Here is a 13142-nt window from a genome sequence, read left to right as displayed (position 1 = left end):
TCTCTTTTTGCTTGCGGTGCTGCGTGAAACGCGGTTTTCCGGTGGCATGACAAAGCCAGATTTCGAACTTGAGCAAGCGCTGCTGGAGCGGGGCCATATCCGTATCGCCGGAGTGGATGAAGTCGGGCGCGGCCCTTTGGCCGGACCGGTTGTTGCCGCCGCCGTGATTCTGAACCCAAAGGATATTCCCGAGGGTTTGAATGACTCTAAGAAGCTAACTGCAAAACGTCGGGCTGCACTGGACGCAGAGATTCGCGCCAGCGCCGAGTTTGCTGTCGCAGAGGCCACGGTTGCCGAGATTGATGAGATCAACATCTTGCGGGCCTCGCATCTGGCGATGCTGCGCGCGGTCGAGGCACTGACACCGGCACCCGATTTCCTGCTGATCGACGGCAATATGATACCGCGTGGTATGAAGATCCCGTCGCAGGCTGTTGTGAAGGGGGATGCCCGTTCGGTGTCGATTGCGGCCGCTTCGATCCTTGCGAAAAACTGGCGCGATCAGGTGATGGTGGATTTGGCGCAACAGCATCCGGGTTATGGATGGGAAACCAACGCCGGTTATCCGTCAAAACAACACAAAGAAGCGCTGCAAAATCTTGGCGTGACCCCACACCATAGACGTTCGTTCAAACCGGTGCACAATATCTTGTATCAAGAGTAAATCGTAAGCTGCTGATTCAAAAAAGAAATTGACGGCGAATCGTCTTTGACTCATCCTTGTCTCAACCAAATGAGCGCAAAAGCGCCGTGGATACTTGAGGCAGTGATATGACAACGACCACCAAAAAGGGCGCAAAAGCGCTCCCTTTAAACACGATTCTATCCGGGGACTGCATCGATGTGATGAACAGTCTGCCCGAGGCGTCGGTTGACCTGATTTTTGCGGATCCGCCCTATAATCTGCAGTTGAAAGGCCAGTTGCACCGCCCGGATAACTCTCAGGTGGATGCGGTTGATGATCACTGGGATCAGTTTTCCAGCTTTGGGGCCTATGACCAGTTCACCCGCGAATGGCTGAAGGCGGCGCACCGTCTGCTGAAGCCCAACGGCGCGATCTGGGTTATTGGGTCTTATCACAACATCTTCCGCGTAGGCTCGGCCCTGCAGGACGCGGGTTACTGGATTTTGAACGACGTTGTATGGCGCAAGTCGAACCCGATGCCGAATTTCCGGGGTAAACGCTTTACCAACGCACATGAGACGATGATCTGGGCCAGCAAACGCGAAGGCGCGAAATACACGTTCAACTATGAAGCTTTGAAAGCGCTGAACGAAGGCGTGCAAATGCGCAGCGACTGGGTGCTGCCGATCTGCACCGGGCATGAGCGTCTGAAGGACGAAAACGGCGACAAAGCGCATCCGACGCAAAAACCGGAGTCGTTGCTGCACCGCGTGTTGATTGGCTCGACCAATCCGGGCGATGTGATTTTGGATCCGTTCTTTGGCACAGGTACAACCGGGGCAGTCGCCAAAATGCTGGGTCGCGAGTTCATCGGTATCGAGCGTGAGGAAAGCTATCGTAAGGTCGCCGAAAAACGCATCGCCAAGGTGCGCAAGTTCGACCGCGAAGCGCTGGAGGTCAGCGCCAGCAAACGTGCCGAACCGCGCGTGCCCTTTGGCCAGCTGGTCGAACGTGGGATGCTGCGCCCGGGCGAAGAGCTGTATTCCATGAACCAGCGCCACAAGGCCAAAGTGCGCGCCGATGGCACGCTGGTCGGTCAAAACGTCAAAGGCTCGATCCATCAGGTTGGCGCGCATCTGGAAAACGCTCCATCTTGCAACGGCTGGACATACTGGTGCTTCAAGCGTGATGGGAAAACGGTTCCGATCGACGTTCTGCGTCAGCAGATCCGGGCCGAGATGAACTGATTTCAAGAACACCGCCGGTGCCTGTGGCCTGACACTAGGCACTACGCCTTGCCCCGCCGATCCTACGGCGGGGTCTTTTGTTTTGGCATCAACAGTGATTGCATAACAATGACTCTGACACTGCAAGAAAGATCACGGCCATGACCGAGACGACCGCGCAGCCCCGCCGCAGCCTGTTTTTTACACAGCCTGATACATACGATCTGGATAACAAGTACACCGAGGCCGCGTTAGAACGGCACAAACGCCAAGGGTTGGAGCTGGCCGTGCGTGCCCGTTGGGTGGCGATGGCGCTGACTGGGGTTCTTCTGATTTTCCTGAACCCGCAGTGGGAGGTGCTTTGGTATCACTTCATCCTGCTGTTGATCTGCGCGAACGGTTGGCTGATCCGTCGGGCCGGTCGCGTTGGGCAATCCCGTGCCGAGCTGTTTTTAATCTTCGTCGATCTGCTGATCATGACGCTTGGAATGATCGTACCTAACCCGTTCAGCGATGATGTTCGGCCATTGGCGATGCAATATCGGTTCGATAACTTCCAATATTTCTTCATCATTCTTGCTGCTGGGACTCTGGCCTATTCCTGGCGCACGGTGATTGCCATCGGCTCCTGGACCGCGATGATGTGGACGGTGGGTTGGATCATTGCCTGGTGGGTGGCGACACCCATTCCGGGGATCAGCGAAAAGGTTGCAACGGCCTTGCAAGGGTATCCGGATGTGGCGGAATTGCTGGATCCCAACAGTTTCATGGCACCTCAACGTGTTCAGCAGGTGATCGTTTTCATCATGGTTGCGGTGACGCTGGGCATCTCGATGCGGCGCCTCAATCAGCTGCTGATGAGCAATGCCGGTTTGGAACGGGAACGGGCCAACCTGTCGCGATATTTCTCACCTAACGTGGTGGATGAGCTCAGCCAGAATGACGAACCGCTGAAACAGGTCCGCAAAGAGAACGTGGCAGTCTTGTTCATCGACATCGTGGGTTTCACCAAATACGCCGCCGGGCGTGATCCCTATGAGGTCATCGAGGTGCTGCGGGGCTTCCACGCCCGAATGGAGACCGAAGTGTTCCGGCACCACGGAACCCTGGACAAGTATCTGGGTGACGGGTTGATGGCGACCTTTGGCACGCCGGTGCCGACGCCCTTGGATGCAAGCAATGCGCTGGGCTGCGCGCGCGCGATGGTGAAGGTGATCGAACGCTGGAATCTGGATCGTCGGCGTGCCGGAGAACCCGAAATCCAAGTTGGTATTGGGGTGCACTATGGCTCGGTTGTTTTGGGGGACATCGGCGCCAACCGGCTGGAGTTTGCAGTGATCGGTGATGCGGTCAATGTGGCGGCCAAGCTGGAAGCGCTGACGCGCGAGTTTCAGGCAAGCATAGTTGTCAGCGATGCTGTGCGGGAACGGGTAGCCGAAGAAAACCCCACTGTGCCAGGCGCGATGGAAGGTTTCACTGCACATCGCGATCAATCTGTTCGCGGGGTAGAGACGCCGATGAATATCTGGGTGATGAAGAACTGAAACCCTCCCGCCCATCAGAACAGCATCGAAGATGCCGTGCTGACAGTTGGGCCAGACAGCGCGCAGACGCGCGCTGCGGTCACGCTTTGGGCATCTGGTTCAAAGCCTTGTTATAAGGGTGCCAATCCGTAATATCGGGATAGTAGTGGCGTCTCCATTCCCGAACACGCGGGTTCATCACCCGCCGCCAAAGCGGAGGGATCATCGCTGCAACGGTCATCACCGGATAGCCATACGGCAATTGTGGGGCTGAGTCTGGTCTGTGATGTTGCAACAGCGGAAACCGACGGTTGGGTTTGTAGTGATGGTCGGAATGGCGCTGCAGATTGATCAGCAACCAATTTGACGCTTTATGCGCCGCATTCCAGGAATGGCGTGGCAAGACATGTTCGTACCGCCCGTCGCCCAGATGTTTTCGGGTCAGGCCGTAGTGTTCCACGTAGTTGACCAGCTCAAGCTGCCAGATCGCGACACCGGCTTGCAGCAGAAACAGGGCCAAACCAGCCCACCCTCCGATCAGCGCTGCCAGAATGAGCATTGCGCTTTGCAGGGTCCAGTATCGCCAAAATGGGTTGGAGCGATCCGTCCATGGCCGGTCTTTGCGGGCCAGCTTGTCGCGTTCGGCGTTGAAGGCTGACAAAAAGCATTGCCACAGAACGCGGGGATAAAAGCGGTGGAACCCTTCGTTGTACCGGGCCGTCACCGGATCGCGCGGTGTACCCACGTAACGGTGATGGACCAGCAGATGTTCGGACCGGAAATGAGAATACAGCACCATGGCCAAAAGGATGTCACCCAGCCATCGCTCGCCCCTACTTTTCTGGTGCATAAGCTCGTGGCTGTAGTTGATCCCGATTGTGCCGGACAGGACGCCCATACCGAAAAACAGACCGATTTTTGCGGGCGTCGACAGGTGGTTGGTGTGGGTTGCATACCAGATCAGGCCAAAGAGCGTCAGGAATTGAAGCGGCACCCAAAGCTTTGTCAGCAGGATGTACCAGTGCAACACATCATCAGATGTCTCCGGATCTGCATTCTGCTCGTTCAGGCCAGTGATCCGGTCCAGAACCGCAAACGCCCACCACGTTGAAAGTGGGATCAACAGGACCCACCAGCCTCCGGCAATTGCGGTGAACCAGATTAGCGGGATCAACAGCAGGGACACCCAGAAAGGGGATGCGGACTGCCAGCAGGACAGTTTTCCTGTTGTGATCATTTTTTCTGCTCCGACGTTATGGGCCTAGCCTAACTGTGGCCCGGCGGATTGCACAGCGGTCTTAACGCTCTCTCCATAGATCGTAGGCTTTGCGCATCACCGTTGGCAGGTCGCTGGGTTTGAAACTGTGCTTGTCCAACACTGTCAGGTGCTCGGGGACGTTGTTATCTTCGATATCGGCGGCCCAAACCCTGAGGATCAAATGGAAATGCGTGAAGGTATGGCGGACTTCAGCCGGCAGGATCGCCCAATCTGCCGGGAACGGGGCGCTTTCGGCTGGCGCATCGTTCCACTCTGATCCGGGCCAGCCCAGCATTCCGCCCAGAAGGCCCTTATCCGGCCGACGCTCCAAAACCATGGCCCCGTCTGCCTTACGCGCAATATAGACGTGGCCATAACGGGTGGGTTTGGGCCTTTTCGGCGTTTTTCGGGGAAGGTCGGCCTGGGTTCCTGCGATGCGGGCCTGACAGGGATCACGCAACGGACATATGCCGCAGGCCGGAGATTTCGGCGTGCAGATCGTGGCCCCCAGATCCATAACCGCCTGAGCATAGTCACCGGGTCGCGTGGTCGGTGTCAGGGCCTCGGCTTTTTCTTTCAGCAAAGGTTTGGACCCTGGCAAAGGATCGTGGATGTCATAAAACCGGGCCATGACCCGTTCGACATTGCCATCCAGCACTGTTTCGGGCTGATCAAATGCAATGGCCGAGATCGCAGCGGCGGTATACGGGCCGATGCCGGGCAGTTTCAGCAATGCATCATAGGTGTCAGGAAACTGGCCATCGTGGTCTTGCGCCACAGCACGGGCGCATTTCAACAGGTTGCGGGCGCGGGCATAATATCCAAGCCCAGCCCATTCCCCCATCACCTGTTCATCCGGCGCTGCGGCCAGCGCGTGAACTGTTGGCCAGCGGGTTGTGAAACGCAGGAAATAGTCTCGCACTGCCGCCACGGTGGTTTGCTGCAACATCACTTCGGATAGCCAGACCCGATAGGGGTCAGGGCGCACCCCGACCGCCCGATCCGCAGGGCTGACGCGCCATGGCATGTCGCGCGCGTGGCGGTCATACCACTCCAGAAGCGGGGTGCTGACGATGAATTCAGGGGAGTCACGCAAGTTTTATTCATCTCCTTGTCGGGTTTCGCTGGCACCCGATGGTCTGCCTATTACAATAGCGGTGTAGGAGTGGGAAACCAGATGCAACGCAGACGTTCCTCGACCCGCGGGTTCAAACGCACCGCGTCCTTGCTGAATGATCAGATCCGGCGCGCCGGTGAAAGCCGTGGCTTTGCCGTGTCGCGGTTGTTGACCCATTGGGCCGAGATTGTAGGTCAGGACACCGCTGCCATCGCGCGCCCGGTCAATGTGGGCTATGGCAAGGGCGGCTTTGGTGCGACCCTGACCGTGCTGACCACCGGCCCGCAGGCACCGATGCTGGAAATGCAGAAGGAACAACTGCGCGGTAAGGTCAACGCGGTTTACGGATACAACGCCATCAGCCGCATCCGCATCACCCAGACTGCTCCGACCGGTTTTGCCGAGGGGCAGGCCAGTTTCGACCACAAGCCGAAGCAGGCAAAACCCCAGATTGCTCCAGACGTTGCCGCCGAAGCCGACAAAGTGTCACGCGACGTGAATGATGAAGATTTGCGCGCAGCCCTTGAACGTCTCGCTTGCAACGTTTTATCCAAACAGAAACGCTGAGAAAGGGCCGAGAATGAGCCGTATTGCAACCGTAATCTGTGCGGCCGTCGCCGTAGCCGCTGGAGGCTATTGGCTGTCGCTGTCAAATTCCAATTCGTCCAACCTGTTGGTGAGCACTGCTGAGGCGCAGGAGGCTGAGATTGATACCTCGACCGTTATCGAAATGGTGCAGGGTGCCGAAGACGCACCGGTCGAGATCATCGAATATGCTTCTTTCACCTGCCCGCATTGTGCGAGTTTTCATCAGGGCGCGTACAAGCAGCTCAAGAAAGACTTTATCGATACCGGAAAGGTCAAGTTTACCTATCGTGAGGTTTATTTTGACCGCTACGGTCTGTGGGCGTCGATGGTCGCACGCTGCGCCGGACCCGAAAAGTTCTTTGGCCTCACCGACGTGATCTACGAGAAGCAGTCCGAGTGGACACGCGCGGGCGGTCCGACTGAGATCGTTGACGAGCTGCGCAAGATCGGCCGTTTGGCCGGGATCGACGGCGATCAGCTGGAAGCATGTCTACAAGACGGCACCAAGGCGCGTACACTGGCCGCGTGGTACCAGGAAAACGCTGAGCGTGACGGCATTCAAGCCACCCCGTCCTTCATCGTGAATGGCAAGAAGGTCGACAATCAATCCTACGCGGATTTCAAAAAGCTGATCGAAGCCGAGCTTGGCAGCTGATCTTTTGCCGGTCGGCTCCCGATGGGGTCGGCCGGATCTACTTAGGTGACGGGGCCGCGGTCAACAGCATCTCTTTGACCTTTTCGCCTTCTGGTATCTGAAGCCGGACCGGCAGCGTGATCACCTTACTTCGGAATGCAGGTGGCAGGCGCACGGCGTCTTTTTCTGTGGTCACCATCTGAGCACCCAGAGTGCGTGCGTCGTTTTCCAGCCGGGTCATCAGGGCCTGGGTTAGGGGCTGGTGATCGTCCAATGCTTCGGCCCGTATCAAATCGGCACCCATACGGCGCAGAGTTTGAAAGAACTTTTCTGGGTGTCCGATACCGGCAAAGGCCAGCGCCCGGGTTCCTGTCCAGTCCATACCGGTTTGCAGCGGTTCGATTGCCCCAGTGACATGAGGCACCGTCAGGTGGTCTTGCCATTGTTCAGCAAAGGTCTTTTGTGCGGCCTCGTCGCCAAGCGACAAAACCAGATTGGCGCGTTTCAGGCCCACATCCACGGGTTCGCGCAAGGGACCGGCGGGCAGACACAAGCCGTTTCCAAACCCGCGCTGCGCGTCGACGACGATAACCGAGAAATCCTTGCTGACCGAAGGGTTTTGGAACCCGTCATCCAGAACAATCACGGTCGCGCCTGCAGCCGCAGCCGCACGTGCGCCTGCAGCCCGGTCCTTGGCCACCCAAACCTCGCCGAACATTGCCAGCAGCAGCGGCTCATCTCCGACCTCGGCGGCTGTGTGTTTGGCCGGATCGACCTGCACCGGGCCTTCCAAAGACCCCCCGTGCCCACGCGTGACGACATGCGGCTCGTGCCATGCGTTTCTTAGTTGTTCGAGCGTCCAAATCACCGTGGGAGTCTTACCGGTACCACCTGCATTTAGGTTGCCGATACAGATCACTGGTACCCCGGGCTGCGCACCAGTTTGCGAGGCGATCCGGCGGGCTGTTGCTGCCGCATAGAGGTGACCGAGCGGCGCCAGAAGGCGCGCCCTCAGATCCCGTTGCTCAGGGGAAGTGTTCCAGAAATCAGGTGCCCGCACGTTCTGCACTCCGCTGATCCAGAATATCCTGCACCATGTCGATCAGGGCGTCCGCCTGGGGTGCGCCTTCGGTTATCATCTGCCATCCCGCCAGCGCCATCCCGGCCGCAAGATCCGGTGCCAAAAGTTCGATAAGTGCATCCCCCAATTCGGTCGCTGTCTTGACCTGTTTCGCAGCGCCCGCCCGCTGCAGCTGAGAATACAACGCGTCATGGCGGTGCACAAAGGGTCCGTGAATGATGGCTGATCCCAATGCAATAGACTCGGACGGATCACGCCCACCGGCGCCACGTTCCAGAGAGCTGGCCATAAAGGTCACAGCGGATACACGGCACCAAAGGCCCAGGTTTTCTGGGTCAGCGGTCAGGATCACTTGGGTGCTGTCTTCGATTTCGTCGCCGTCGTCCCAATTGACGCAACGCAAATCCATGGTCTCAAGCCGCCGCTTTAGCGGCCCTGCTTCCGTTTCGTCAGCGACATGCAGAACCAGAACAAGACGGTGCAGCATCCGAAGCACCTGCCGATGGGCCGTTAGAACCGAAATGAATTCTTTGTCTTGTACCCAAGCCGCCAGCCAAACCGGACGCCCTGCAAGGGTGTGGTTGGTTTCAATCAACTCGTCTTCGGGCCAGGGTCGCGGGTTTGGGCTGATACGCAGGGGTGGAGCCTCGTGGACCTTGGACGATTGAACACCAAGTCTGCGTATATGGCGTGCGGTCTCTGGCGATGCCGTCATGATTTCTTGAAAACAGTCAAAGGTTGCCCGGGTGATGTCCGGTAACCAACGTGCACTTCGCGGCAAGGAGACGCTGAATTCGGCATCGAATAAAATCAGCGGGATGTCCTGATCACATGCTCGGATCAAAATGTTGAGCTTCAGATCACCGCCGACCCAAAGACCCATTGTCGGATGCCAATGCTCCAGGAAACCACGCACAGCCCCGCTTTGGTCCTGAGGCAGGTTGGTCAGATGGAAATCGCAACCTGGCCAACTGTCCAGATCTGCGTCCGGTGGACCGGTCAGGACAAAGCTCAGTTCGGATCGAACCTGAAGCAAGCGTTGGCAAAAGTCGCTCACAGCGCGCAAGTGACCCGGCGTGGCGACTTGAATCCAGAGCAACTCACCTTCAGGACGAGGTAGGTCGATGCGCTGACCGACGGTGTTGCGCATTCCCCAGGACAGAACCCTGTAGGCCGCCAAGCTCAGGGATCCCGGCTTGCTCATGCCCCAATCCCGGGTCCGCTCGGATCCAGCCGCTTTGAAAGCTCTTCATGCAGCGCCGCGTTCGCTGCGATTACTCCGTTCAGCCGAGGAGTGGCGTTGTTGAACACCAAAGATTGCCCAGCCCGGTCGGTACACACACCACCGGCCTCTTGGATAATCAGATCACCGGCGGCAATGTCCCATTCCCAGCTTGGGCGCAAAGTCAGCATCGCGTCAAACCGCCCCTGTCCAACCAGAGCCATGCGATAGGCCAGAGACGGGCGATATGCGCGCCCGAAGTCAGGCACATGCCCGTCGCGCCAGTGCCGTGTATCGAGAGTCGGCTTAGCTGCCAGAACTTCCGATTGCTGCAAGTCGACATAGGCCGAGGTTTTGATTTCCTCACCATTCAGCGTTGCCCCCATTCCCCGGGCGGCAGCATAAAGCAAATTCCGCATCGGCAAATAGATGACAGCGGCCGTCACTTTGCCTTCATCGGCGACGGCGATCGAATGCGCCCATGTGCGCGCACCCTCGGCAAAGCTGCGCGTGCCGTCAATCGGATCGATGATGAAGGCGTTGCGGCGCTCCAGCCGCTCGGACGTGTCCTCGGACTCCTCGCTCAACCAGCCATACCCCGGTCGTGCGGCACGCAGCCGATCCCCAAGCATTGCGTTCACGGCCAAATCGGCCTCGGTCACTGGACCGGCGCCATCGGGTTTATCCCAGCGCTGCGCTTGCGTCCCGGAATATCGTGTGGCGATCTTGCCGGCCTCGAGTGCTGCGTCAATGAGCAGGGACAGGTCAGTTGCCGGCAAGTGTCATTCCTTCGATCAGCAACGAGGGGACCACGCGTGACAGATATGGACGGGCGTCATTCGCCGGAATAATCCGTCGTAACATGTCCCGCAAATTACCTGCGATAGTGCATTCATTGACCGGATGTTTGATCTCGCCGTTTTCCACCCAGAACCCAGAAGCCCCGCGTGAATAGTCACCGGTGTTGGGGTTGATCGTCGACCCGATCATGGATGTGACCAGCAAGCCGTTACCCATATCACGCACCAGATCAGCGCGGCTTTTGTCGCCCTGCGTCAGGCTGAGGTTCCAGTTGCTGGGAGAAGGCGGGCCGGACACGCCACGCGCAGCGTTGCCTGTTGACACCATGTCCAGCTTGCGCGCGCTGGATAGATCCAGCGTCCACCCGGTGAGGACACCGTTTTCAACAATTGCCCTGCGTTGTGTCGGCAAACCCTCGGCATCAAAAGGGCGAGAGCCCGAGATGCGCGGGCGGTGCGGGTCTTCGATCAGCGACAAATGCGCGGGCAGAACCTCTTGCCCCAAGCAATCCTTGAGCCAAGACGCGCCGCGTGCGATCGCTGCACCATTGCTGGCAGCCAATAGATGGCCGATCAGTGAAGACGAGATGCGTTCATCAAACAACACAGGGAAACTGCCGGTTTCAGGCTTGCGCGCGCCCACCTGCTGCACGGCGCGTTCACCTGCGGTGCGCCCGATCTCAACCGCGCTGCGCAGGTCGGATTGAAACGTCCGACTGTCGCCGTCATATTCCCGTTCCATCCCGGTGCCTTCGCCCGAGATCGCAACGCAAGACACTGACCGGCTGCTGCGCTCATAGCCGCCGGAAAAGCCGTTTGTGGCGGCCAGATGCACGCGGTGGGTTCCATAGCTCGCGGCCGCATCTGAGACCTGAGTGACACCTGATACAGCCAATGCCGCAGCTTCGGCTGCCAGAGCGTCCTGCATCAGGGTTTCGGCGGATGGGGCCGGGGTTGGGTCAATGAGTTCCAGTGACTGCGCATCCCAGTTGCTCAGCAGCTGGTCGCGATCAGCCAATCCTGAATACGGGTCTTCGGGGGCTTCTTTGGCCATGGCAACGGCGCGTTCCGCCATAGCGTGCAGGGTTTCCGGGCGGCTGTCGGAACTGGATACGATGGCAGACCGTTTACCCAGAAAGACCCGCAACCCCAAATCCGTGCCTTCCGAGCGTTCTGCATGTTCCAGCGCGCCGCCCCGCACCTCGACCGCAACCGAGGAGCCGTCAAGCACGATGGCATCCGCCGCCTCTGCGCCTGCTTTGCGGGCCACATCAAGCAATTGCTGGCTGATTTCTTCTGGTGTGCGGGTCATAAGGCCTCCGGGTTTATTTCCAAGGACCTAGCCTTGGACTGCCCGTCTCGCAAGACCCGTGACCGGATTGTGTGATGGGGATTTCGACAGACCCACCCCGGTTCAGAGATTTGGGCGAGGAACGGTGGAAAGAGGGCCGCAAGATACGCGGCCCTTTTCAAACATTATTTGATACGCTGGCCATTCGCTAGGATCTGACCATCCTCGGTGAATTCGATGGTCGAATTCAGTGTGTCCGGTTCTTCGCCCGGAACTGCCATCAGGCCCATCATCATCCGAGCCCCCAAGGCGTCATTGTCTGAAATGATACCCATGCCGATCAGGGTGTCGATCAACTGGTTGGCACCAACAAGTTCCAGGTTCGCAACGCCGCTTGGGCTGGGCAAGCCATCGAATTCTTCGGTGTTCGAGTTGTCGAACGCAAAATCGCCGTCACCTGTCAGTTTCGTACCGACCAGAGACACCAGCAGTTCATTGATTTTCAGAGAATGCAGCTCACCCGGAGCTTCCTCGGACTCGAGGTCAATTTCCGGGTCGAAGATGTTCATCAGAACCTTTGCCGTGCCGGTGGCATCCAGCGCGATTGTCGCGGGATCACGCGGAAGTGCGCCTGCAGGATCGAATATACCCCACAGTACGTCCGACATCGTGAAATCGGTCAGATTAAACCCCAGACCAAACGGCTGAACTTCGTCCGACTGCTGAACCGGGAACTCAAAGTTAAGCCCGGCATTGGCCATTGAGATTTCAATCGGGAAGGGCAGGTCTGCTGTAGTCACTGCCAGCGTCGTGCTGTTTTGGTCGATGTCATAGACCAGCTTTTCGGCATCGATGGTGGCTGCAAAGCGCCCACCTTCCGAAGTACTGTTCATCGAAAATGCCTGGCCTTCGCTGGTTCCACTCAGATCCGTGTTGCCCGACGCGTAGGTAAAAACTCCGTCGAACGCAAAACCGGCTTCGTAAAAGGACTGCGGATCCGAAAGATCAATGTCTTTCGGAAACACGTTTTCGCCTTCAAATGCCAATTGGTCCAACTGCCCATTGATCAATCCGGTTTCACCGCTTTCAGGGTCCTGAAAGTTCATGTTGTAGGTCAGGCTGGCTGCATTGAATGTCTGTGTGAGATCGCGGTTTTCGCCGATCTGCATCCGCGAGCTGCCGTTCAGATCATTCGCCGCGACCGCCAGGTCAAAGACGTCATCCGGAACCGTTTCGCCGTCAACTGCGATCGAGTCCAGTGAAATACTAAGCATATCGGCATTGTAGTCATAGGTCATGTCTTCGGGGGCGCCCGATACGACCATGTTCAATTGGCTATGAGAATAGGTCACCGTAGCTGCAAAGTCCCCTTCTTCGGCCTGACCCGTGATTTTCATGGGAAAGTTCTCGGGTATGCCGACCGACACAGTCCCGTCGCCGTTTTCGGTCAGCGTCATTTCGGGCATGACCATTTGGAATTGCCCTTCCTCTTCGGGCAGTGCCATTGAAAGCGTCATGTTCGAAATCGTGGTCACACCGCCCGCCGAGCTTTCGTCGCCTGTGATGGTATAGCCCATCGAGGTAAAATAGCCTTGCCAGTTGGACCAGACATCATCAGCCGTCAGGTCGGCAAGCGCTCCCTGAGTGGCAACGGCATAAGCCAAAGCTGCACCGCAGCTGCGGCGGAGAAAAACGGACATAAGGTAACCCTTCTTGATCAATTTGTGGCGCATGGTCGGGTTTGTGACGGGTATCGTCAAGGGGGCAAGGGCTGGAC

The 13142-nt window shown here is 57.9% G+C and carries 12 protein-coding genes; 5 read left to right on the top strand and 7 right to left on the bottom strand.

Annotated features, from left to right (window positions below):
- Positions 1-46 precede the first annotated feature (46 nt).
- From GOV91_RS14930 to GOV91_RS14920, 3 genes are all read left to right on the top strand, one after another.
- A complete protein-coding gene (locus tag GOV91_RS14930) occupies positions 47-664 on the top strand; it encodes a ribonuclease HII (protein WP_171236138.1) in 618 nt (205 codons plus the stop codon).
- Positions 665-771: 107 nt separating this feature from the next.
- A complete protein-coding gene (locus tag GOV91_RS14925) occupies positions 772-1872 on the top strand; it encodes a site-specific DNA-methyltransferase (protein ID WP_171095800.1) in 1101 nt (366 codons plus the stop codon).
- 140 nt (positions 1873-2012) lie between these two features.
- On the top strand, positions 2013-3395 hold the full coding sequence (locus GOV91_RS14920) for an adenylate/guanylate cyclase domain-containing protein (RefSeq protein ID WP_171236096.1): 1383 nt from the start codon (positions 2013-2015) through the stop codon (positions 3393-3395).
- A 79-nt stretch (positions 3396-3474) separates the two neighbouring features.
- Here GOV91_RS14920 and GOV91_RS14915 read toward each other — a convergent pair whose 3' ends face one another.
- Positions 3475-4611, bottom strand: a complete 1137-nt coding sequence (locus GOV91_RS14915) for an alkane 1-monooxygenase (protein WP_171236095.1) — start codon at positions 4609-4611, stop codon at positions 3475-3477.
- 61 nt (positions 4612-4672) lie between these two features.
- Positions 4673-5728 carry an A/G-specific adenine glycosylase gene (gene mutY, locus GOV91_RS14910; protein ID WP_171236094.1) on the bottom strand — a complete coding sequence of 352 codons (1056 nt, stop codon included), beginning with the start codon at positions 5726-5728 and terminating at the stop codon, positions 4673-4675.
- Positions 5729-5809: 81 nt separating this feature from the next.
- On the opposite strand from mutY, the gene GOV91_RS14905 reads away from it, so the two are divergent.
- Both GOV91_RS14905 and GOV91_RS14900 read left to right on the top strand, forming a co-directional pair.
- Positions 5810-6316, top strand: coding sequence for a DUF721 domain-containing protein (locus GOV91_RS14905; protein WP_171188610.1), 507 nt, complete (start codon positions 5810-5812; stop codon positions 6314-6316).
- A 13-nt stretch (positions 6317-6329) separates the two neighbouring features.
- On the top strand, positions 6330-6992 hold the full coding sequence (locus GOV91_RS14900) for a DsbA family protein (protein ID WP_171236093.1): 663 nt from the start codon (positions 6330-6332) through the stop codon (positions 6990-6992).
- A 37-nt stretch (positions 6993-7029) separates the two neighbouring features.
- Here GOV91_RS14900 and lpxK read toward each other — a convergent pair whose 3' ends face one another.
- The 5 genes from lpxK to GOV91_RS14875 all read right to left on the bottom strand — a co-directional run bounded on the left by lpxK (position 7030) and on the right by GOV91_RS14875 (position 13065).
- Positions 7030-8031: a tetraacyldisaccharide 4'-kinase gene (gene lpxK, locus GOV91_RS14895; protein WP_171236092.1), complete on the bottom strand. Its 1002-nt coding sequence runs from the start codon at positions 8029-8031 to the stop codon at positions 7030-7032.
- A complete protein-coding gene (locus GOV91_RS14890; RefSeq protein WP_171236091.1) occupies positions 8018-9256 on the bottom strand; it encodes a 3-deoxy-D-manno-octulosonic acid transferase in 1239 nt (412 codons plus the stop codon). The genes lpxK and GOV91_RS14890 overlap by 14 nt, the downstream gene beginning before the upstream one ends.
- On the bottom strand, positions 9253-10053 hold the full coding sequence (locus tag GOV91_RS14885) for a 3'(2'),5'-bisphosphate nucleotidase CysQ (protein ID WP_171236090.1): 801 nt from the start codon (positions 10051-10053) through the stop codon (positions 9253-9255). Before GOV91_RS14885 ends, GOV91_RS14890 begins: the two co-directional genes overlap by 4 nt.
- On the bottom strand, positions 10040-11386 hold the full coding sequence (locus tag GOV91_RS14880; RefSeq protein WP_171236089.1) for a TldD/PmbA family protein: 1347 nt from the start codon (positions 11384-11386) through the stop codon (positions 10040-10042). The genes GOV91_RS14885 and GOV91_RS14880 overlap by 14 nt, the downstream gene beginning before the upstream one ends.
- Before the next feature lie 164 nt (positions 11387-11550).
- On the bottom strand, positions 11551-13065 hold the full coding sequence (locus GOV91_RS14875; RefSeq protein ID WP_171236088.1) for a DUF2125 domain-containing protein: 1515 nt from the start codon (positions 13063-13065) through the stop codon (positions 11551-11553).
- Positions 13066-13142 lie beyond the last annotated feature (77 nt).

This window comes from Ruegeria sp. HKCCA6837, from assembly GCF_013034475.1.
Taxonomy (GTDB): domain Bacteria; phylum Pseudomonadota; class Alphaproteobacteria; order Rhodobacterales; family Rhodobacteraceae; genus Ruegeria.
The sequence above is the reverse complement of the archived record's forward strand: the minus strand, read 5'-3'. Positions and strand labels throughout refer to the sequence as shown.